The following is a 24,439-nucleotide window of genomic DNA, read 5'->3' as shown; positions in this document are numbered from 1 at the left end:
CGGCTGCGAGTCGGGTTCAACCGCTCGACAAGCACCTCAAACGGCACATCCTGATGCTCATAGGCAGCCAGACTGCGTCGGCGCACCTGCGCCAGCAACTCAGTCACGTCGGGATCACCATCTGCGTTCACGCGCAACACCAAGGTGTTCACAAAGGACCCGACCAGATCGTCGAGGGCAGGATCACGCCGCCCCGCGATCGGAAACCCAACGGCCACATCATCACTCGAGCTGAGCTTGAACAGCAGCGCCGCGAGTGCGGCTTGCACCACCATGAAGCTGGTCGCGTTGTGCTCGCGGGCCAAGGCGTTCACGCGCTGCTGCAGCTCGGACGCCCAGTCCACGGCGACCTTGGCACCTCGCGAATCGGCCACCGCGGGATAGGGACGATCGGTCGGCAACTGCACCCGCTCGGGCAGATCGGCCAGAGCATCCTGCCAGTACGCCAGTTGGGCACCGATACGGCTACCACTGTCGTCTAGATCTCCGAACTGCGCGCGTTGCCACAGCGTGTAGTCGACGTACTGCACCGCCAGAGGCGCCCACTGCGGAGCCTGCCCAGCGCACCGGCTGGCATAGGCCACACTCAGATCCCGCACCAACGGGGCGATCGACAAACCGTCAGCCGCGATATGGTGTGCCGCCGCCACCAACACATGCTCGCCCTCGCTGATGCGGAAAAGTGCTGCCCGCAAAGGGATCTCGGTTGCCAACTCGAACGGTCGCCGTACGAAGGCTCCAACGGCTTCCTCCAGCCGGTCTTCCGACCAACCACTGGCGTCCACGATCTGCCAGTCCATGTCGGCCTCGTCGGCCGGCACCACCACCTGCCCGGGAACGCCCCCGACCGCCGGAAAGACGGTGCGTAGGCTCTCATGCCGGCCGACCACGTCGGCAAGCGCTACGCCCAGGGCCGCCTCATCCAGATGTCCGCTGAGCCGCAAGGCCACCGGCATGTTGTAAATCGGTGACGGGCCCTGCAGTTGGTCCAAGAACCACAACCGGCTCTGGGCGAACGACAACGGGACCACCGCTGGTCGTTCGACCGCCACGAGCGGGTCTGCGGTCCCGTCTGCACCGATCCGCAGCGCCAGTTGCGCAACGGTCGGCGCCTCGAACAACACACGCACGCCGAGAACCGAATCGATCCCGGCATTGATCGCCGCGACCACGCGCATGGCTAACAGCGAATCGCCGCCGAGGTCGAAGAACGAGTCGTCCACCCCGACCCGCTCCAACCCGAGCACCTGAGCGAAGATGCCGGCCAGGAGTTCCTCGATGGCGTTGGAGGGAGGGCGGTAGCCGTCCGAGCCTTGGTATTCGGGAGCCGGCAGGGCTCGTCTGTCGAGCTTGCCGTTGACCGTCAACGGCAGCGCGTCGATCACAACCACCGCCGCCGGAATCATGTAGGCCGGCAGCCGATCAGCCAGGGCAGCCCGCAACCTGGCCGGCTCGGCCGTGCCGGTCACGTAGCCCACCAACCGCTTGTCACCGGGAGTGTCCTCGCGCGCGATCACCGCCGCCTGGCTGACACCCTCACATCCAGCCAACGCAGCCTGAACTTCACCCAGCTCGATGCGGTATCCGCGAATCTTGACCTGCTCGTCGACGCGGCCCAGGTACTGCAACTGTCCGTCGGCGCCCCACCGCACCAGATCCCCGGTGCGATACATCCGCTGTCCTGATCCACCGAACGGGCACGCCACGAACCGCGACGCCGTCAACCCTGCGCGGCGCACGTAACCGACGCCGACACCTCGGCCCGCGAGATACAACTCCCCGGTGACACCGGCCGGCACCGGCCGCAACCACTTGTCGAGGACAAACGTCGCACCCGTCGGCACCGGGGAGCCGATCGGCACAACGTTTGTCTCCGCGTTCAGCGGTGCGCTGATCGCGGCGTAGATCGTGGCCTCGGTCGGACCGTAGGCGTTGATCATGACCCGTCCCCGCGCCCAGCGCTTTACCACCTCGGGCGGGCACGCCTCACCGGCCACCACCAACGCCGCGTGTTCCAGGCCATGCGGCGACAACATGCCCACCGCAGACGGCGTTTGGTAGATGACGCTGACCCGCTCAGTCAACAGCAGCTCGTGAAGCTCGTTCGGCGACCCCGCGGTCGACTCGGGCACTATCACCAGCCGGCTCCCGTGCAACAGTGCGCCGAAGATCTCCCACACCGAGACGTCGAACACCAGCGAATGCCATTGCGACCACGCCTCACCCGGCCCTGCGGACATGTCGGGAGGCAGGGACTCGAGCACCTGCGTCACGTTGGCGTGTGTGATCGCCACACCTTTCGGCACACCTGTGGTCCCCGAGGTGTAGATCGTGTACGCAATATCATCAGGTGACGGCATTGGCAAGGCCGTGCTCAGCTGGACGTCGGAATCGGAATCCGCGACGTCGATGACATGCACTCCGGATCCGTCGAGCCGAGAGCGCAGGTGCGCTGGTGCGATGGCGACGATCGGGCTTGCGTCGCCAAGCAGGAAGTCCAGCCGTTCCGCCGGCACCGCAGGGTCGATCGGCAGATACGATGCCCCGGCTTTAAGGACCGCAAGGATCGCCACGATCGCCTCGGCCGAACGAGGAATCAACAGCGCTATGGATTCTCCCGGGCCGGCGCCGATAACGGCTAACCGATTCGCCAATCGGCTGGAGGCGTGATCAAGCTCGCCGTAGGTCATCGAGCGGCCCTCGAATGTCAGCGCTAACGCCTCCGGCGAGCGAGCCACCTGCTCGGCGAACACCACCGGGATCGACCTCGGCATCGCCGGCCGAGTCAGCACCGCCCGATTACTCCACTCGTCCAGCTGGGTGTACTCAGCCTGTTCGAGCAGATCGATCGACGACAACCGCCGCGCGGGATCGGCGGCCATGCCCAGCAACAGCCGCTGCAACCGTCCAATGAGGGCTTCGATGCCCGCTGCATCGAACACATCGGTGTCGAATTCGACCCGCAACCCGAGTTCGGCGCCCGGCAGGACCATCATCGCAAGGGGGTAGTGGTTGTATTCGCGACTGTCGACGTCGAGGATCGCCAACTCGTCGATGTTCGACATCGCCGCAGTGTCGACCGGATAGTTCTCGTACACGAACAGGGTGTCGAATAGGTACTCGTGACCGGTGACGCGGTGGATCTCGCTCAGCGCTAAGTGTTGGTGTTCCAGGGTGTCGCTATAGGTACGTTGCAGCTGGTCGAGCAGGTCCGCGATGGTGGTTGTCGACGTGCTGCTCGCTCGCACCGGCACTGTGTTGATCATCAACCCGACGATCGACTCGGCGCCGGCCAAATCGGCTGGCCGACCCGAGAGTGCGACACCGAAGGCGACATCGTGTTGGCCGGTAAGCCACATCAGCAGCTGCGCCCAGGCGCCCTGCAGAACGGTGTTGACGGTGGTGTGGCGTGATCGGGCCAGCTCAGCCAGCGACCGCGTGGTCTCTTCGGACACCCGAAATGATGCGACGCCTCGCTGACCGAGTTCCATGCGCCCAGGTGGGGCGACCAAGGTGGGGGTGTCGAAACCGGCGAGCACCGCACGCCAAACGACGCGGGCGGCGTCAAGATCTCGATCAGCGAGCCAAGTGATGAAACTGCGATACGGCACTGCTGCCGGCAACCGATGGCCAATATATCCGGCAAAAATTTCCTGCAGCAGGACAGGCAGCGACCAGCCATCCATCAAAATGTGGTGATTAGTGAGTACGAGCCGGTGCCGGTCGGGTTCGGTCCGGATCAGCGCTGCTCGGAACGACGGCGGGGCAGTGAGGTCACGCACAGCGGCGCGTTCCCCCGCGCACAGCCGCTGGATCTGCTCGTCGGAAGCTGGTTCCGCGGGATCTAGTTCGACGTATCGCCACCCTGGCGCGGGATCAGCCGGGATGATCTGCACCGGCTCGTCGAACTGCGAGCAGAACCGGGCCGCCAGATTGGGATGCCGGTCGACCACGGAGTGCACCGCAGCGCGCAGCCGCTGGGGGTCAAGAGGACCTGCGATGGTAATCGTCAACTGCACCGCGTAGACATCAGTTTCGCTTGTTTGCGCGGTGCTGGTGTGAAACAGGAGCCCCTGCTGGACAGGCGTCAGCGGTAGCACATCAGCGATCTGGTACTGCCGGCAGAGCTCGTCGATCTGCTGCTGTGCAAGCCGGGCGGGCGCGATATCCGAAGGTGTCAGGCCGCCACCCCCCCGACGCACATTGGCGCAGATGCCGACCAAGGCCTCGAACCACAAGCGCGCCAACCGCGTTACTTGCATCTGGTCGAGCGCGGATGGGGCCCACGTCCAGTTCGCTTGCAGTTGTGGGCCGATATCGGTCTCGATGGTGGCGGCGTTGAGGTCGAGGGTGTGCATCATCGGCATGGGTACCGCCGCGGCGACCGCGCCGATCGAGGATAGGCCACTTTGGTCGATCCGCCAAAGATCATCGGAGAGGTCGGCTGCCTGGCCGCCCAGACGTCCCAGATAGTTGAATCCGATCGGCGGGTCGATGCCGTCGAGCTCAACCTCGGCATTCAGGTATCGCAGCAGACCATACGTCAAGCCATCGGGCACGGCGCGCAGCTGCTCTTTGGCGTCCTTGACCACCCCCTCCAACGCGGCCTCCCCGGCGACCACCTGCGTCCACGGCAGCCCACCGACGGTCAACGAGACGGGGTACTTGGTGGTGAACCACCCGACCGTGCGCGACAAGTCGACATCGTCGCGCAACTCCTCGGCGCGCCCATGACCCTCGACATCAATGCCGACCGGCACCTCGCGCCCACCCAAGAATTCCGCCAGCGCCAAGCCGAACGCGATCAGCAGAACGTCTTGCACCCCGGTATGAAAAGCCGCAGGCACCTCACCGAGCAGCATCCGGGTCGTGTCGGCGTCCAACTCCGCCGACAGGTGCCACGCCCTGGCGTACGTATCCGTGTCGGGACGCACCGCCGGCAGGACCGCCGGGGCCGCCACCACCCGCCGCCACGTCTCGGCCTGCTCAACGACTTGAGGGTGGCGCGCATGCTCATCGAGGAGCTTGGCCCACCGCGCGAACGACGTGCCTCCCGCCGGCAACGTCACAAGCTGCCCGCTGTAATGCTGAGTCCACGCGATATTCAGGTCTTCCAACAGAATTCGCCACGACACCCCGTCAACGGCCAGATGGTGAACGATCAACGCCAGCTGGCTCGACGGGGTCACCCACAGCGCGCTGAGCATCATCCCCGCGGGCGGGTTCAAACGCGACCGCGCCTCGGCCACTGCCTCATCAGATAGCACGTCGACGATGTGCACGCACCGACCCGCATCCACCGACCCCGCCTCGGGCGTCGTCAACGACCAACCCCCGGCGCCGTTATCATCGACGCGCAGCCGCAGCATCGCATGACGATCCAACAGCGCCTGCAGCAATACCACCACATCGGCCTCGGTCACGCCGGCCGGGGCCTGCACCACCATCGTCTGGTTGAACTCGTCGATGGGCCCATCGACAGCCTGGAGCCAGCGCATGATCGGGATCGGCAGCACCTGCCCGACCCCGTCATCGGTGACGCCCTCTGTACCGTCGGGCACCCGAGCAACCGTCGCCAGCCGAGCCACCGTTTGCTCGACAAAAACGTCGCGCGGTTTGCACAGCACACCGGCCGCACGCGCGCGCGCTACGACCTGCATCGACAGGATGCTGTCCCCCCCCAGCTGGAAGAACGAGTCGTCCACCCCGACCCGCTCGAGCCCCAGCACTTGCGCGTAGATGCCGGCCAGGATTTCCTCGACTCCGCTGGCCGGGGCGCGGTAGTGGTCGGCATCCTGGTACTCGGGCGCCGGGAGGGCACGCTTGTCGAGCTTGCCGTTGACCGTGAGCGGGAAAGCATCCAGCACCACCACCGCGGTCGGAACCATGTATGTCGGAAGCCGCTCTGCCAGCTTCTCGCGCAAAGTGGCTGGATCGGCTTGCCCGGTGATGTAGCCGACCAGTCGTTTGTCGCCGGGGCGGTCCTCGCGGACGATAACCACCGCCTGCTCGACTCCCTCGCTTCCGACCAGCGCCGCCTGCACCTCACCCAATTCGATGCGGTAGCCGCGGATCTTGACCTGGTCGTCGGCGCGCCCCAGATACTCCAACTGCCCGTCGGTGTTCCAACGCACCAAATCTCCGGTGCGGTACATCCTCTGCCCTGGCACTCCCGCGCCTACGAACGGACATGCGACAAACCGCGACGCCGTCAAGTCCGCCCGACGCAGGTATCCAGATGCCAGCCCCCCGCCGGCCACGTACAAGTCACCGACCACCCCTGGGGACACCGGTCGCAGCCATTTATCCAGCACAAAGAAGCCGAGATAGGACAATGGCACCCCGATGGGGCTGACGGTGCTTTCAACATCTGCGTAGATGATCTCGCGGAACGAGGCATGCACCGTCGTCTCGGTGATGCCGTACATGTTGATCATCCGCGGCGATCCGGGATGGTTTTGCAGCCACGTCTGAAGGCGCTGCGGTTCCAGCGCCTCACCACCGAACACGACCGTCTCGAGCTTCAGTTGATCTGGCCGCTCGGGTGATGGCTCGTCGGCGGTTTGCAGCGCGTAGAAGGCCGAGGGGGTCTGGCTCAACACGTTGACCTGTTCGGTGACCAATAAGGAGTGCAAGTCTTCGGGTGAGCGCACCACCGAATCGGGCACCATCACCAACCGTCCACCGTGCAGTAGCGCACCGAAGATTTCCCACACCGAGAAGTCGAATGCCAAGGAGTGGCACTGGGTCCACACCTGTCCTGGTGACAGATCGAGGTGAGCGTCGAGCGACTCCAGCAGCTGGGTCACATTGCGGTGAGCAACCGCGACTCCCTTGGGCGTACCTGTCGTGCCCGAGGTGTAAATGATGTAGGCGAGATGCTCGGGAGCCGGACCGGGCAGTGCTGTGCCGGGGCGACTGTCGATGCCCGCGTCGTCGACATCGACCACCGGCAGACCAGATCCGACCAACGCATCGGCCAGCCCCGCGGTGCTGATCGCGGCCATCGGCGCCGCATCGCTAACCATGAACTCAATCCGCGCCGGCGGATGCGCCGGGTCCATCGGCAGATACGCAGCCCCGGTTTTCAAAACCGCAAAAATCGCCACGATCGCCTCGGCCGACCGGGGAAGCAGCAGCGCCACACACTGTCCGGGGCCGGCTCCATGGGCAGCCAGCAGGTGCGCCAACCGGTTGGAGGCCTCATCCAACTCGCGGTATGTCCACGAGCGCTCCCCGCAGGTGATCGCCACCGCCTCCGGGGTCCGCGCTGCCTGCGTGGCGAACAACGCTGGAATCGATGCCGACTTCTTCGTCGGCTTTGTCAATGCAGCCCGGTTGCTCCACTTGTCCAGCCGGGACTGCTCACCGTCATCCAGTAGATCGATCGAAAGCAGCCGCCGCGAAGGGCCAGCCGTCATGACCGCCGCTCCATGTCGGCGGTCATCGCCGCCAACACACGTTGCAGTCGCTCGGTCAGCGCTTCGATTCGGGCCGCGTCGAACACATCGGTGGCGTATTCCACCCGAAGGGTCAGTTCGGTGCCAGGTATGGCCTGCACAGCAAGCGGGTAGTGGTTGTACTCGCGGTTGCTGAAGTCAGTAACGGCCAACCCGTCGTCTCCCAACGGCACGGCTGTATCGATCGGGTAGTTCTCGTAGACGAAGAGGGTGTCGAACAACTGGTCATGACCCGTGAGCCGGTGGATCTCGCGTAGCGCGAGATGTTGGTGCTCGAGAGTGTCATTGTGGGCGCTTTGCAGCTGTTCAAGCAGGTCAGCGACCGTGGTCTCATGTGTGATGTTGGCCCGCACCGGCACTGTGTTGATCAACAACCCGACCATCGAGTCCGCACCGGCCACCTCGGTCGGCCGTCCCGAAACCGCGACGCCGAAGGCGACATCGTGTTGGCCGGTCAGCCAGGTCAGCATCATCGCCCAGGCACCCTGCAGCACAGTGCTGACCGTGGTGTGACACGACCGTGCCAGGTCGTTGACGGCTCGCGTGGTCTCTTCCGCCAACCGGAACGATGTGGCGTCCCGCCGCCCGAGCTCCAGGCGCCCCTGCGGACCCACCAACGTCGGGGTGTCGAATCCTGCCAATACCTCTCGCCAAGCGGCCTGGGCTTGGGCGCGATCTCGTTCGGTCAGCCAGGTGACGAACCTGCGATACGGCACCGTCGGGGAGAGCCCTTGCCCGTAATAGCTGGCGAAGATCTCCCGCGTCAAGATCGACAGCGACCAGCCATCCGCCACGATGTGGTGGTTGGTGAGCACGAACCGGTGCTGGTCGGCTCCGGTGCGGATCAACGCCACCCGGAAGGCCGGCTGCTCGGCAAGCTCGAAGACCGCGGCGCGTTCGGCGGCGCTGACCTGAAGGACTTGTTCCTCGACGTCGACGTCACGGGCGGTATCGAACTCGACATACTGCCACGCCGCCTCGGGATCGGCGGGAATGATCTGCACGGGCTCGTCGTACTGGTCGCAGAATCGGGCAGCCAAGTTGGGATGGCGGTTGACGACCGTGTGGACGGCCTCGCGCAACCGGTCGTGGTCGAGCGGCCCGCTCAACGAGATATCCAATTGCACGGCGTACACATCGTCGCCGAGGTTGCGCGCGGTGCTCGCGTGATACAGCAGGCCCTGTTGTAGCGGAGTCAACGGCAAGATGTCGGCGATCTGGTAATGCTGCGTCAGCTCGTCGAGCTGTTGTTGGCCCAACCGAGCCGGCGCAATGTCGGAGGGAGTGAACCCACCACCACCGCGGCGCACGTGCTCGCAGATACCGGTCAAGGCTTCAAACCACAACTGGCTCAGCCGGCCGGCTTGATTCTCATCGATCGCCGAGGCCGCCCACGTCCAGTTGGCCTGCAATTTGGGGCCAACGTCAGTGTGGACGGTGCCGGCATTGAGCTCCACGGTATGCGCCAAGGACAGAGGGATAGCTGCGCTGGTCCTGGTAACTCCCCACGCGTCATGGCAAACTCGCCACAGATCGTCGGACAGCTCGGCCGCCACATCCACCCGGCCCAGATAGTTGAATCCGATCGACGGATCAAGCCCGTCCAGGCTCACCTCGGGATTCAGGTATCGCAGCAGTCCATAGGTCAGTCCGTCTGGCAGGGCTCGCAGCTGCTCTTTGGCGTCCTTGATCACTGCGCCCAGCGCGGTCTCACCTGCAGTCACCTGCGCCCACGACAGTTCTCCGACCGCCAGCGACACTGGGTACTTCGTGGTGAACCATCCCACCGTGCGCGACAAGTCCACGTCGGTGCCAAGATCCTCGGCGCGCCCGTGACCTTCCACATCGATGCCGATCGGCGCACCGCCGGTGCCCAGGAACTCCGCGCAGGCCAAGCCGAACGCGATCAACAAGACGTCCTGCACCCCGGCATGAAAAGCGGCAGGCACCTCCCCCAGCAGCATCCTGGTCGTCTCGGAATCCAGTTCAACCGTAAGGTGGCCGGCCGTCGCAAATGTATCGACAGTAGGTTGCACCGCCGGCAGAGCGGGCGGAGTCTTAGCTACCTGCCGCCAAGTGTCGGCCTGCTCGACGGCGTGGGGGCCTCTTGCGTGCTCTTCGAGCAGCGATGCCCAGCGGGCGAATGACGTCCCCACCGCCGGCAACGCCACCTGCTGCCCGCTCTGGTGCTGCGCCCACGCAATGTTGAGGTCTTCCAACAGGATTCGCCACGACACCCCGTCCACGACCAGATGGTGAATGACCAACACCAACTGGCTCGACGAGGTCACCCACAACGCGCTGAGCATTGCTCCCGCGGCGGGATTCAACCGTGACCGCGCCTCCAGCAGCGCCGCATCGGACAACACATCCACCGACTGCATACACGCGCCAGCGTCGACCGATCCGACCTCGGACACCCACAAAGACCAGGCCCCGCCGCCGCCGACATCGACGCGCGCCCGCAACATGGCATGCCGATCCAGCACGGCTTGCAGCACGATCCGTGCGTCGGCCTCGGTCACCCCGGCCGGAGCCTGCACCGCCAGCGTCTGGTTGTACTGGTCGACTGCACCCTCGAGCCCCTGCAACCAGCGCATGATCGGGGTGGGCTCCACCGCGCCGAGCCCCTCATCGGCCGGACCACCGGCACCATCGGCCGTCCCGACCACCCGAGCCAGTCGCGACACCGTCTGCTCGACGAACACATCGCGCGGGCGGCACTGCAGGCCGGCGGCCCGCGCATGCGCCACCACCTGCATCGACAGAATGCTGTCTCCGCCGAGCTCGAAGAATGATTCGTCGATACCGACGCGTTGCAGGCCCAGGATTTGGGCGTAGATGCCAGCCAGGATTTCTTCGATGGCGTTGGTCGGGGCGCGATAGCCGTGGGTGTCCTGGTATTCCGGAGCCGGCAGGGCCTGCCTGTCGAGTTTGCCGTTGACGGTCAACGGAATCGCCTCGATCACCACCACCGCGGACGGCACCATGTAAGCCGGAAGTCGCTGCGCCAACGCGGTTCTCGCTGCAGCCGGATCGGCGGTGCCCGTGATGTAGCCGACCAGGCGCTTGTCGCCGGGGCGGTCCTCACGCGCGATCACCACCGCCTGCTCCACGCCGTGAAGTTCGGCTAGTGCGGTTTGGATTTCACCGAGTTCGATGCGATACCCGCGGATCTTGACCTGCTCATCAGCGCGGCCCAGGTACTCCAACTGCCCACCGGCGCCCCAGCGCACCAAGTCCCCGGTGCGATACATCCGTTCTCCAGCAGGCCCAAATGGGCACGCCACAAACCGCAACGACGTCAACCCTGCCCGATCCACATACCCATAGGCGACCCCCCCGCCGGCCACATACAACTCGCCGACGACCCCGGCCGGCACGGGGCGCAACGACCCATCAAGGACGAAAACCGCCGCCCCCGGCACCGGTGACCCGATCGGCACCACACCCGTGCCCGCGGCCAACGGCGCACTCATCGCCGCATACACCGTTGCCTCGGTCGGACCGTAGGCGTTGATCATCACGCGCCCCGGTGCCCACCGATCCACCACCTCGGCCGGACACGCCTCACCGGCCACCATCAAGGCCGTGGACTCCAACCCCTGCGGCGACAACATCCCCACCGCAGAAGGAGTCTGACCTAAGACACTCACCCGCTGCTCAACCAGCAACGCATGAAAATCCTCCGGCGAACGCGCCACTGACTCAGGCACCACCACCAGCCGTCCACCGTTCAGCAGCGCCCCGAAAATCTCCCACACTGACACATCGAAGCTGTACGAATGCCACTGCGACCACACCAACTCGGGTGCCGGCGCCAACCCCGACGGCAACGATTCCACCAACTGCGTCACATTGCGGTGCGCCACCGCCACCCCTTTGGGCACACCCGTGGTGCCCGAGGTGTAAATCACGTAAGCCAAGTCGTCGGGCGCCGGCGGCGCCAACGGCGTGACCGGACAAGCGTCGAGACGCGGGTCGTCAACATCGATGACCAAAACGTCACAGTCACCGAGGCGCCCAGCCAATCCCTCTGTCGTCAGCGCCGCCACCGGCGTCGCATCAGCGACCATGAACTGCATCCGCGCCGTTGGCAAAGCCGGATCAATCGGCAAATAAGCCGCGCCGGACTTCAGCACCGCCAGAATCGAGACGACCGCCTCAGCCGAGCGTGAAAACATCAGCGCCACCGACTGACCCGGCCCAGCACCCTGCCCCACCAACAAGTGCGCCAATCGGTTCGAGGCCTCGTCCAACTCCCGATATGTCCACGACCGACCCTCACACACGAGCGCCACCGCCTCTGCGGCATGCGCCACCTGCGCAGAGAACACTCCGGGAATCGACGCCGCCGCAACAGGCCGAGCCAACACAGCGCGGTTGCCCCACCAATCCAGCCGCGCGTGCTCACCGACGTCCAGCAGGTCCACCGACGACAAACGCCTGCCCGAATCGGCGGTCATGGCCACCAGTACCCGCCGCAGCCGCTCGATCAACGCCTCGATGCTGGCCGCGTCGAAGACATCGGTGCGGAATTCGACCTCGCCGGAAATCCCGGCGGGCTCCCCTGCTGGTGTCCAGCGTTCCCCCAGAGAGAACGTCAGATCCATTCGGGCCGTGCGGGTGTCCACCGGCATCTCGGTGACGTGCACATCGCCCAAGGCGAGCCCGCTGGCGGGACCGCCCCCCTGCCCAGCGAAGTTCTGCCAGGCCAACACGACCTGCACCAGCGGGTGATACGCCAAGCTGCGGGTCGGATTGAGCCGCTCTACCAGCACCTCGAAGGGCACGTCCTGGTGCTCGTAGGCCGCGAGGCTGCGATGGCGCACCTGATCGAGCACCTCGAGCACGTTGGGATCCCCAGCCAAGTCGACCCGAAGAACCAAGGTGTTGACGAAAAAGCCCACCAGTTCGTCCAACACGGGATCATGTCGCCCGGCGATCGGGAAGCCCACTGCCACATCGCTGCTCCCGCTGATCTTCGACAACAAGACCGCCAACGCGGCCTGCATCACCATGAAACTGGTCGAATTGTGTTCGCGAGCCACCCGCGCAACCCGCTGTTGCAACTCGGCCGGCCAGTTGACCGCCACGCTGGCGCCGCGGTAATCGGCCTCCGGCGGGTATGGGCGATCGGTCGGTAGCTGCAGCCGTTCAGGCATTCCGGCCAAGGTGTCCTGCCAGAAGGCCAGCTGTGCGCCGATGCGACTGTCGCTGTCGTCGAGATCACCCAGCTGCGCACGCTGCCACAGCGTGTAATCCGCGTACTGCACCGCCAGCGGCGCCCACCCCGGGGCTTGTCCCGCGCAACGGCTGGCATAAGCCATACCCAAATCAGCCACGAGCGGAGAGATCGACGCCCCGTCGGCGGCAATATGGTGGACCACCGCCACCATTACATGCTCATCGTCATTGACACGGAACAGCGTCGCGCGCAATGGAATCTCGGTGCTCAAGTCAAACGAGTAGCGGGCTGCCTCCTCGACGGCCATCTCCAGCCGGGTTGCCGGCCAGTCAGTGGCATCGACAACCTGCCAACCAAATTCGGCCCATGCAGCCGGCACCACCAGTTGGTGAGGCATCCCCCCAGGCGCTGGGAACAGCGTGCGCAGGCTCTCATGGCGGCGCACCACATCCGCCATCGCTTGACCCAGCACCTCGACATCCAGGTGGCCATTCAGCCGCAACGCCACCGCCATGTTGTAAGTCGCCGAAGGCCCCTGCAACTGGTCGATGAACCACAATCGGTTCTGGGCGAACGACAACGGAACCACCGCGGGGCGCTCCACCGCCACCAACGGCTCAAATCCCCGCCGCCCCTCGGCACCGATTCGGGGCGCCAACTCGGCAACCGTGGGAGCCTCGAAGACACTGCGCACCGAAAGACCGGCATCCAGACTCGCGTTAACTCCCGCGACCAGACGCATCGCCAAAATGCTGTCGCCGCCGAGATCAAAGAAGGAGTCGTCGACGCCGACCCTCTCGAGGCCGAGAACCTCGGAGTAAATACCCGCTAATATCTCCTCGAGTGCGTCGCCGGGGGCTCGGTAAAGATCGGCGTCCTGATACTCGGGTGCGGGCAAGGCCCGCTTGTCAAGCTTGCCATTGACCGTCAATGGCAGCGCTTCCAATAAGACCACCGCGGACGGCGCCATGTACGCAGGCAGCCGCTCGGCCAGTGCCGATCGGACCTCGGCCGGATCCACGGTTCCGGTAACATAACCCACCAGGCGCTTGTCGCCGGGCCGGTCCTCGCGGGCGACCACCACTGCCTGCTCCACGCCTTCCAGTTCGGCTAGCGCGGTTTGGATTTCACCAAGTTCAATGCGATGCCCGCGGATCTTGACCTGCTCATCGGCACGCCCCAGATACTGCAGCTGCCCGTCGTCGCCCCAAAACACCAGGTCTCCGGTGCGATACATCCGTTCTCCGGCAGCCCCGAACGGGCAGGCCACAAATCGCGAGGCGGTCAAACCGGGCCGCCGCCAGTATCCGCAGCCGACCTGCTCGCCTGCGACATACAACTCACCGACCACCCCGGCGGGCACTGGGCGCAACCATCCGTCCAGCACGAACAACGCCGAACCCGGCAGCGGCGTGCCGATCGGCGGCGCACCCGAACCCGCTGCCAGCGGTGCACTGAGCGCCACCCACATCGTGGTCTCGGTCGGGCCGTACTCATTGATCATCACCCGCTCAGGGGCCCACCGATCCACCACATCAGCGGGGCAGGCCTCGCCGCCCACCAGTAGGGCCACCGACTCCAGGCCCTCGGGGGAGAGCATCCCGACCGCCGATGGCGTCTGGCTCAACACGCTGACCTTTTCGGTGACGAGCAACGCGCGGAAGTGCTCCGGGGAACTAGCCACCGCTTCGGGCACCACCACCAACCGTCCGCCACGCAGAAGCGCACCGAAGATCTCCCAGCCGGAGATGTCGAAGCTGTAGGAGTGCCACTGGGACCACACCTGCCCGGGACCCTGCGGCAAGCTGGTGGCAACCAGCGACGCCATCAGCCGGGTCACGTTGCGGTGGGTAATGGCAACGCCCTTCGGGACACCAGTCGTGCCCGAAGTGTAGATGATGTAGGCGAGATCGTCGGCGGCCGGCACTGACAGTCCGGTGCTCGGTTGGGTATCAATCTGTGGGTCTTCGGCATCGATGACCAGCAGATCGCACCCATCCAGCCGATCGGCCACACTCGCGGTGGTAATCGCGGCGATCGGCGCGGCATCGGCGAGCATGAACTCCATCCGCGCTGCCGGGAGCGCCGGGTCGATCGGCAGATAGGCCGCCCCGGCTTTCAGCACCGCCAACATCGATACGATCGCCTCAGCCGACCGAGAAAACAGCAGCGCCACACAAGCCCCAGGCTCGACACCCCGTCCAACCAACAGGTTCGCCAGCCGATTCGACGCCTCGTCCAGTCCGCGATACGTCCACGAACGCTCCCCACACACCAGCGCCACCGCGTCGGGGGACGCCGCCACCTGCGCGGCGAGCATCTCCGGAACCGACATCTGCGGACTCGCAGGTCGTGCCAGCAGTGCGGTGTTCCCCCACCGATCCAGCCGAGCCTGCTCCGCAGAATCCAGCACATCGATCGACGACAACCGTCGCGACGGGTCGGCCGTCATTGCCGCCAACACCGCCTGCAGCCGCTCAGCTAGATCGCAGACGTCGCGATTCGAAAACGGCTGTCCGCCAGCGCCCAACGTGCTCAGGAAGACCTCGTCACCCGCACCGGAGAAGACCAGACCGAAGCTGCCCACGAGGCCTGAATTCGTCATCGACGCCGACGCCGACACGCCACCGAAGTCCAGCGCGAATGAAGTCGGGAAGAAATCGACAGCCACCCGCCCGACTGGCCACCCTGCGCGGGCCTTGCGCTCGAGGGATTGCACCGGAAAGCGCTGATGCTGCAACGTTTCCCGGATGCGGGCGTCCACCTGCTTACAGAAAGCGGCAACTGTCGACGTCGGCGAAACGCTCAACATCAAGGGCACGACGCCCGCAACCATCCCTGGAAGCGTCTTAGACTCCGGACGTACTCGCCTGCTGACCGGGAAGTCGAGCACGACCTCCGAGTCCTCGGCGTGCCATCCACGGACCAACATTGCGCACGCCGCGGTGATGACCGATGACCGAGGAACATCCCACAGGTGAGACAATTCTTCAACCCGCCGAAGGATCACTGGATCTAATTGCACCGGCGCGGAGAATTGGTACGGATCTCGGTCACTCCCGGTTTCCGGCAACCGGTAGCGGACTTCGCTCTCGAGCGGCAGGTTTTCAACCCAGTAGGCCTGATCTTCAAGATATTCGGTCGACGCCTCGTACTCCGACTCACAATCGACCAATTCCTGCAAGGACCCAAAGAAGGCAGGAGGGATAGGTTCTCCAGAAAGAAGCGCAGAGTAAACAGTTGCGATCCTCTGGCCGACCAACGCGATGCCGGTTCCATCTACCACTATGTGGTGCAAGCACGCAAATAGGTAAAATTCCTCGGCCCCGGTCTGAAACAACGCGAATTTGAACAGGGGGCCGCCCCACGCCATCGGAGTGCGTTGGATTGAGGAAGCCATCTCCTGCACGGCACCCGCAGGATGGCGAGATGAGCTCAGGTCATGAAATTCGAGCGGGACATCTGGATAATCCATCGGCCTCTGGAGAACCTGACCATCAACTTCGAAGCAGCTAATTCGAAGAGGTTCCGCTTCTCGCACCACCCGGCGAATCGCCCACTCAAGGGCACCACGATCGACCGCGCCTCCGATTTTCACGAGTAGACCAACTTGCCACTCGGTACCGGAATGACCCGTTTCTTGCGCAAGCCAAATGTCCAGCTGAGCCCGCGTTAGCGGAAGTGCGCGGTCGTCGAATTTCATCCAACTCCCCCAAAGCCCCGAATATAAGTGTCTATTTATCGACGGTGCGACCAGTGGCGAGCCTGTCACGCAAGCTCTTCGGCCTTATGTCAGGCCAGTTCTGCTCGATGTACTCAAGGCACGCCGCCCGATCCGCTTCTCCGTAAACCACGCTCCACCCGGGAGGCACGTCGGCGAACGTCGGCCAAAGGCTGTGTTGCTCCTCGTCGTTGACCAAGACGAAGAACGTGCCATTGTCGTCGTCAAAAGGGTTGATGCTCACAGTTCTCCAGACGTAGTCGACGGGGTGGAACCGCTCCAACCATACTGCAGGCCGATAAGGTCGGTCCGGCCTTTGGGCAAAGTCTCTGGCGTGGACTGCCACTGCGATTCAGTAAACCATCTTCGTGGCGCAGATCGCAATTCGGGTGAGACGCAAGTAACGGTCGATACCAACCGACAATGCCGTGGCCTGCAACGATGATTTCGGGGCACCTAGAAGGCGTCTTAGCCCAGCCGCAGCGCATCAAGATCAATGAGCATTGCGTTAACCAGTCCCGAGCGAACACCACTTTGCCACCGCTAACCGTGCCGCACCCTCCCCGGTACACCCCGTGCACTTGCGTAGCCCACGCTGGACGCGGTGAAACATCAGAAACCTCATACCGGCCGGTACCTGATCGTTATGCGTCGAACCGAGCGGGCGGCAACCGTTGCGCAGCCGTTGCGGGTCGAAGCATGGATCTGCTTGTGCAGCGAAACTAGAGCCGAGGCGGCTGTCGATGAGAAGAGCAATGTCATATGGCATGTATCGCCGCGAAACTCGAGTTTGATACGGCCGTCTCCCAACTGGAGTTCATTACGTCGTCTGGGCCTGGGCATCCGACATTACTCAATGTGCAGAAAAAGGCACAAATTGATAACTTTTGTACAACTCTATACACGATTACCCACCACTTCCCGTAGCACGATCGGTGCTACCGTAGAAGCGCCGAGAAAGTGTTTTGCACCGCAGCTTGCGTTTGGCAGCGCTTTCAATCTGTCGAGTCGTCCAGCCTCAGCCACCACCGAATCACGAGGCAATGCAGCGAACGATCAACTAAGTACTTAATAAGCACACAATAAGTAAGGCGTGCGAGGGAAAAGCACCGTTACCTCGGCAGCATGGTGCATACTTAAGGAATTTTTGACAAAATCTCACCGACGTGCGTCAAAGTGTCCTTTAGCATCCGGCATCTCAGGAGTGACGCTCCCGGCCACATCCGCAGCCTATGCCCGTAAGAACCACTGAACGAGCTCCGCTGGCCGGTCGACTATGTACCGTGACTCCGGCCGCCGCTACGCTTGGGTGCCAGACAGCCGGTGGGCCCTTCGAGACCTCCGTACCAATTCCGGCGACCACACGCAATGCCGTTGCGCCGGACAGGTTCGCCGTTCCTGTTCGCGCCCATCAGTCCTCCTGACGCAGCGCGATCTCCACCGAGGTTGCGCTTGTCCTGGTGGGGTTTAGTTAGGGGCTATTCGGCGCTCAGATGCCAGAAATTCGCGAAGGTACCTCGGGGGCTTCAAGTTCAGCATGCGCTTCCGGTCGGCCGCGAGATCCTCATAACTCATCGACTCGATCTGCTCTGGCGTGTAAGACAACCGCGATTCCGGAGTTCCCCTTCGCAGAAGCCCGACACCGAAGTCGCAATTCAACACCGCGATCTGGAGGTCATCGCGAGTGCTGCGCAGATAGACGATCGCCTTCCAGACATCGCCGCTCCAAAAGAGGTTCCACCAGTGGTGCTGCGCCTGAAAATCTTCCATCGACTCCGCGGGAAAGCCGATCGCGGCGCTTGCCGGGTTGCAGTCGTGCAGCACGATGACGCCGTCGTCGGTCAGATAACGCAGAGTGTTGTCGACGTCTCGCAGAACCTGCTGATAGGTGTGGAGGCCGTCGATCAGGGCGACGTCGATGCCGCGATTCTCGAGGAAGGCCGACTCATTCGCAAAGAAGTCATCGCTGGTCATTTCGAAGTAGTGAGTGCTACGCGCCTTCGCTTCGGCGGCCTTGCGGGACCGAGGCGAGACCTTGAGCGCCGGGTCGACGGCAATCTTCTCGTCGGCGCTAATGCGACGGAACGCTCGCCCGTACTCGACGCCGATCTCCAGGTAGACGGGCTTCGTTCGCGCGTCGAGCGCTTGCTGCACGGCCTTGATTCGTTTCACCCGGCAATCCTCCCCGGCGTCGGGGCGTTTGACAACGCCCGTACGGTCCTCCAGAAGGAGGCAAATATACACTTTAAAATTCGTCCGCCATTTTCTGCGGGGCCCAACTACCCACCCTTAGCGACCTCTGACAAGCTCCGACACCTCGACGAAGCCAAGCAATACACTCGCTCATCGGTCGTCCCCGCGGCGCAGCAGCTTAGGGGCCTCGGCAGCGGTGGATTAGACGACGCCACGCATTCCGTTGCAAACCGGTGCAAGTTCATCGCGTGATTCGCCCCCTCCTCTAACATTTCGCGGACTTCGATACCTGCGAGCCACAACGTGCCACTCCCGGGTCAGCTGCTCAGAAACATCACCCTACCCGCGCCTTTAACGAATTGAAAACCAAGCCGGCTGGCCGCATCGCTTCACGCGGCGGCCGATCGAGGACCTTTGCTGGCCCCTCAACGCTACAGCGCGGGCTCGTCCTGGCGCCGAGCTGACCTTGCGCTTCAGCGTCGGACTTAGACGACGGCGGAGGCGCGCCATATACGATCAACGCGGACCGCACTCGAGGACGCGTGCAATTCATCGACTTGCCACGCAGACGAACCGGAGGCTTCGGCTCTTGTCAACATCCGTGCTCGTCACTGGTGGAGCGGGATTCATTGGATGCGGGCTCGCCCGCCGTCTCCTGAAAGCCGGCTACGACGTCGCGGTGATGGATGTCCTGCACCCGCAGGTGCATGGCGAACGCCGAGCCCTCGGCCTTCCGCCGAGCGTGCAACTGTTCACCGGCGATGTCACTCATGCACCTGACTGCGACGCGGTGCTTCGGCTGTTTCGCCCTTCTCAGATCGTCCATCTGGCGGCGGAGACAGGAACGGCACAGTCGCTTTCCGAAGCGACACGCCACGGCTCGGTCAACGTGGTGGGCACCACCCAGCTCCTTGACGCGCTGAGCCGCTCAGCACACGTTCCCGACCAACTCGTGTTGGCCTCGTCACGGGCCGTCTACGGCGAAGGTGCTTGGCAGTGCGGCGCGCAAACCTTTTACCCGCGGGCGCGCAGCCACGCACAACTGCTGGCTGGCGTCTGGGATCCCAAGGGTGTCAACGACGAACCGGCGACTCCGGTTCCGAGCTGTGCAGGGCGGACGCAGCCCCGGCCCACCAATATCTACGGCGCGACCAAGCTCGCCCAAGAGCACATATTGGCGGCCTGGGCGGCCTCCAATGACACCAATCTCAGTGTGCTGCGACTGCAGAATGTCTACGGGCCGGGCCAGTCGCTGACTAATTCGTACACCGGAATAGTCACTCTCTTCGCACGGTTGGCGCGCGAGCGTCGTCCGTTGGAGGTCTACGAAGACGGGGGGATCGTGCGCGATTTCGTCTTCATCGATGATGTCATCGACGCGCTGTTCGCGGCGGTGCAGACCCCTGCGACCGAGCAGCAGCGCTGCCTCGACATTGGGTCGGGCACCGCAACAACCATCCATGAGCTGGCCCGCAAGATTGCCGCCATCTGCGAAGCCCCGGAACCGATTGTCGTGCCGAAATTCCGCGACGGTGACGTGCGCGCCGCGAGTTGCGTCATCGAGCCGGCGAAGAAGGACCTCCATTGGCATCCGAAGTGGGCGCTGAATGACGGCCTGCGCGCGCTGCTCGGATGGATCGACCAACAGCCCGAATCGCCCTCTGCAGCACGCGATCGCGCGGACGGGCGAGGTACGTTCCGAGATCAAATCTGACGGGCGTGGCCGATCAGCCAACGCCTCTCGGACGAGCCGCCTTTTCGACGTGATCGGCGGCGGCCACGACGCTTTCGGCCGGTGTGGACATCCGGGCGGCCAACTCGCGCGCCCGCGCGGCGTATTCCGGAGCCAGGATGGTGCGCAGATCCTGGACCAGCGAATCCTGAGTCGTGCTGGAAAAGCGCCGGGCAGCACCCACTTTCAATCGTTTGACCTGTACTCCCCAAAGTGTTTGATTGACGTCCATCGACAGGATCAGCGTGGGGATTCCGGCTCGTAGGCCGATGGCCGTGGTCCCCGCACCGCCGTGGTGCACGACCGCGCGGCAAGCCGGAAAGATCGTCGCGAAATTCACCGTACCCACGACCTTGACATGCTCGAACGCTGGGACGTCGCTGAAGTCGCTCCAGCCGGCACCTATCAGCGCCCGCTCGCCCAGCCGGGCGCAGGCCGCGCCGATCATGGCGATCATGTCGCCGGGAGACTCGACTGGCATGCTGCCGAAGCCGAAGAAGATCGGCGGTGTTCCGGCGTCGATCCAGGACGTGACCTCCTCATCGGCCTCCGTCGGCAGTTCCAGCGTGAGCGCTCCGACGAAGGGCCGCTGGCCATCCCACTTCGCCCATTCGGCCGCCAGCCCGGGAAAGCACGCCTCGTCGTAGGCCTGGATCTCCAGCCAGCCACGTTCGGCGATGCGTCCTGATGCCGGGCGGGTGGCCTTCGGCAGTCCCAATTCCTGGCGTTGTCCGTCCTCGAGCTTCTTGTCCATCCGCCAACTCATCCAGTCGTACAGACGCATCGCGGAGCGGCCTAATGGTCCCGGCAGGAATGGCAGCAGTCGGCCGTTGGCTTGCACGGGGAGGTAATGCAACGTCGCCAGTGGAATGTCGTGATATTCAGCGACATTGGCGGCCGCCTGTTGGAAACTCAATCCGGTGAAGAGCAAGTCGGCCCCGTCCGCCAACCCTGTCAGCGTCGTGGTGATCTCCTGCCAGCACCGGGTCAGCGGCTCCCAGAGTTCGGGCCATAACCTGCGCAGCTCGGGGATGTTCCAGAAGTTGCGAAAGACCGCCGTCCAGAAGTTGCGATACGCGTCCAGCCAGGCCTGGGTCTCCAGCCCGTAAGCGACCGCCGTCAGCCCGGCCGACTCGGCGAATCCAACCAGGTCGGGTGGGACGGCCATGTGCACCTCGTGTCCGCGGCGCAGCAGTTCACGGCCGATGGCAACCGAAGGTTCGATATCACCGCGAGTGCCATAGGTCGCCAGCACAAACTTCATTGCAGGTCTCAGCCTTCCACTTCCCCGGTACGGGGACGACGTCAGGGGTCTCGTCATTATTGCTGGTTCGTTGACCGATATGGCGGGTGGTGGCGATAGATATACTCGCGTGGTTCGCGAACCGCGGGATCTTCAACCGTCTGCAGTTAGGAGCTCAACTTGGCTAACGGCCAGCTGAGCGCGCGTGAGGCGGAACGCGTTGTGTGGGACGCGATTGTCGTGGGCACCGGCATGGGGGGCGGGATGCTGGGCTACTCGCTGGCCCGGTCCGGCCGCACTGTGCTGTTCGTCGAAAAGGGGCGCTCCACCCTGCCGGGCACTCCGGGCACGATTCGCTCTGTGCTGCCGGAAGTGGCCGAGCCGCGGGCAGGCCGCTCGATCGAGGCATACCACGACGCCCTGGCGCGCGCGGGACGCTCAACGGACGAGATCGAAGACATCAGCCGGCGCTTCACGCGGCGCTTCGTGCCGTTCCTCGGCAGCGGGACGGGGGGGTCGTCGGCCATCTATGGCATGGCCTGCGAGCGATTCTTCGTTCGCGATTTCACTCCGCGCCAAGACTTCCGCGAGCCCGGCGAGTCCACAGTGCCGGAGGCCTGGCCGATCACCTACGACCAGTTGCGGCCCTGGTATGCGGCGGCCGAGAAGCTACTCGGGGTACGCGGCCAGCCCGATCCCCTGCGGCCGGAGTCGGCCGAGGCCGGTCTTCCCGCGGCGCCACCGTTTTCGCCCGACAATCAGCGGCTGGTCGACTATCTGACAGGCTTGGGACTCCATCCGTACCACCTTCCGATGGCCTGTGATTACACCGATGGTTGTGCCTCCTGCCATAGCTATCTCTGTCAGCAGTCGTGCAAGAACGACGCCGCTCGCAACTGCGTGCTGCCTGCCGTCACCGAACACGGCGCGCACCTACTGGCGGAAAGTCGGGTCGTGCGCTTGGACGCCGACCACAACGAGGTTCGGCAGGTGATCTGCGAAAGCCGTTCAGGCATGCTGGCACTAAAGGGGAAGGTTGTGGTGCTGGCCGCCGGTGCGCTGGCCACCCCGGTGTTGTTGCTCAATTCCCGCTCGGGTGATTGGCCGGCCGGGTTGGCCAACGGCTCGGACTGGGTGGGACGCAACTTGATGCGTCACCTGATCGACCTGATCGAGATCTGGCCCCAGTCCGGCAGCAGGATCACCGCCCCGAACAAGGAGATCGGACTGAACGACTTCTACTTCTGCGAGGGTCAGAAGTATGGCACCGTGCAGTCTTTCGGCGCGATGCCGCCCATCGAGATGATGACCAACCGCCCCGGCTGGAAGGCAACGGGGCTGCGCCTTGTGAGTCCGGCGGCGCGCCGCGTCTACGAGCGGTTCTTCACCGGCGGCTTGGTGCTGGCACCACTCATGGAAGACCTGCCCTATTTGGACAACCGCGTCCTACCAAGCGATCGGCCCGGCTCCAACGGCCGTCAGCGGCTGCGAATTCAGTACCGCCTGCATCCAGGTGAGATCGAGCGCCGCGACGAGTTCTTGCGGCGGTTGAACGAAGTATTCAAGCCGTTTCGCAAGATCATCCTGCGGGGCGCTCAAGACAACGAGGCCCTAGGCCACGTCTGCGGCACATGCCGCTTTGGTGCCGATCCCAAAACCAGTGTGCTCGACCCGCAGAATCGAGCGCACGAAGTAGACAACCTCTACGTGGTGGACAGTTCGTTCTTCCCTTCCAGCACCGGTTTGAACCCGAGCTTGACTGTCGCCGCGAACGCCTTGCGGGTCGCCGACCACGTCAATCAGATGCATTTTGCCAGCTAATTTGTGCTCGCAGATGTCAACGGGCCGAATGGAATCGGCGTTCAAGCCGGCTCGCGGGGCGGAAGGCCCGCTGCGCGGTAGATTCCATCGATGACGATCATGTTCTCGATCGCGTCTTGTGGCGTCGTCTTCACCGGCTCCCCGCGCAACACCGCGGCAGCGAAGGCGTCGAGCTGATAGGCGTAGGAGGAGCGAGTCGGGAAGCGCTCTACCCGCTTGCCATTCGCCGATCTAATTGATAGCCGCCGGAACGGGGCCATCGGATTCAGTGCGCGCAAACGCAATTCACCGTGGTCACCGACCACTTTGGCGCTCAACTGCAGCAGGTTCGACGACCACATCGAGCAGCGGACCCGACCGGTGTGCCCGCCTGCAAAGCGCAACTCCGCCGTCATGGCTCGATCCACCATGGGATCGCGTAACTTCGCCTGTGCCGAAACGACTTCCGGAGTCGAACCACCGAACGTACGAACCATGTGCACCGCATAGCAACCGACATCCATTGTCGCACCACCGGCGAGGGAGTAGTCGTAGCGGATGTCGGAGAACTTCGGCAACGGGAAGCAGAAGCTGGACTCCACCCGCTGCAGCTTGCCCAGCTCCCCTGAGGCGATGACCTCCTCCATTCGCAACGCCAACGGGTGATAGCGGTAGTGGAATGCCTCCATCACGACCCGGTCCGACTTCTTGGCCAGTTCCGTGATTTCGCGGGCCTCTGCGGCGTTGGCGGTGAACGGCTTTTCGCACAGGACGTGCTTGCCTTCGGTGAGCGCCGCTCGGGTCCAGCGGCCGTGCAAGCTGTTCGGCAACGGGATGTAGACAGCATCGACGTCTGGATCGGCGATCAGCGCCTCGTAACTGTCGTGTATCCGGGAGATGCCGTACTTGGTGGAAAAATCTCTGGCACGGGATACGTCGCGTGCCGCGACCGCCGCCACGACGACCTCGTTGTTTTCCCTGGCGGGCATGATCAGCGCCAATGGCGCTATGCGCGCGGCGCCCAGAATGCCGATCCGCACCGGCGCCGCCTGTCCAGACACGGACCTGATGCTAGCAGTCGGTGGCAGGCACTCAGCGAATC

The 24,439-nt window shown here is 64.1% G+C and carries 7 protein-coding genes and 1 pseudogene; 2 read left to right on the top strand and 6 right to left on the bottom strand.

Features of this window, described 5'->3' with window-relative positions; translation table 11 throughout:
• From AU197_RS26895 to AU197_RS12445, 4 genes and pseudogenes are all read right to left on the bottom strand, one after another.
• Positions 1–5,447 (bottom strand): amino acid adenylation domain-containing protein (locus AU197_RS26895; RefSeq protein WP_502687877.1); only part of this gene is annotated, 5,447 nt, incomplete at its 3' end.
• Between the two features lie 126 nt (positions 5,448–5,573).
• Positions 5,574–16,351: pseudogene (locus AU197_RS26635) on the bottom strand (amino acid adenylation domain-containing protein); the annotation flags it as partial.
• A 31-nt stretch (positions 16,352–16,382) separates the two neighbouring features.
• Positions 16,383–16,613 carry an MbtH family protein gene (locus AU197_RS12450; RefSeq protein ID WP_064403018.1) on the bottom strand — a complete coding sequence of 77 codons (231 nt, stop codon included), beginning with the start codon at positions 16,611–16,613 and terminating at the stop codon, positions 16,383–16,385.
• Positions 16,614–17,836: 1,223 nt separating this feature from the next.
• On the bottom strand, positions 17,837–18,541 hold the full coding sequence (locus AU197_RS12445) for a class I SAM-dependent methyltransferase (protein ID WP_064403008.1): 705 nt from the start codon (positions 18,539–18,541) through the stop codon (positions 17,837–17,839).
• 622 nt (positions 18,542–19,163) lie between these two features.
• Between AU197_RS12445 and AU197_RS12440 the strand changes: the two genes are divergently transcribed.
• Positions 19,164–20,276, top strand: coding sequence for an NAD-dependent epimerase/dehydratase family protein (locus tag AU197_RS12440; RefSeq protein ID WP_064403007.1), 1,113 nt, complete (start codon positions 19,164–19,166; stop codon positions 20,274–20,276).
• Between the two features lie 13 nt (positions 20,277–20,289).
• Here AU197_RS12440 and AU197_RS12435 read toward each other — a convergent pair whose 3' ends face one another.
• Positions 20,290–21,558 carry a glycosyltransferase gene (locus AU197_RS12435; RefSeq protein ID WP_064403006.1) on the bottom strand — a complete coding sequence of 423 codons (1,269 nt, stop codon included), beginning with the start codon at positions 21,556–21,558 and terminating at the stop codon, positions 20,290–20,292.
• Between the two features lie 159 nt (positions 21,559–21,717).
• Between AU197_RS12435 and AU197_RS12430 the strand changes: the two genes are divergently transcribed.
• Positions 21,718–23,358 carry a GMC oxidoreductase gene (locus AU197_RS12430; RefSeq protein WP_064403005.1) on the top strand — a complete coding sequence of 547 codons (1,641 nt, stop codon included), beginning with the start codon at positions 21,718–21,720 and terminating at the stop codon, positions 23,356–23,358.
• A gap of 41 nt (positions 23,359–23,399) precedes the next feature.
• On the opposite strand, the gene AU197_RS12425 is transcribed toward AU197_RS12430, so the two are convergent.
• On the bottom strand, positions 23,400–24,407 hold the full coding sequence (locus AU197_RS12425; RefSeq protein ID WP_502687876.1) for a Gfo/Idh/MocA family protein: 1,008 nt from the start codon (positions 24,405–24,407) through the stop codon (positions 23,400–23,402).
• Positions 24,408–24,439 lie beyond the last annotated feature (32 nt).

The organism is Mycobacterium sp. IS-1590 (assembly GCF_001500025.1).
GTDB lineage: Bacteria > Actinomycetota > Actinomycetes > Mycobacteriales > Mycobacteriaceae > Mycobacterium.
Note: the sequence above shows the minus strand (reverse complement) of the source record. Positions and strands in the feature narration are given on the sequence as shown.

Bases quoted from the DNA above. Each gene is read 5' to 3' on its own strand.
- AU197_RS12435 (WP_064403006.1), bottom strand. From the start codon at position 21,558: ATGAAGTTTGTGCTGGCGACCTATGGCACTCGCGGTGATATCGAACCT.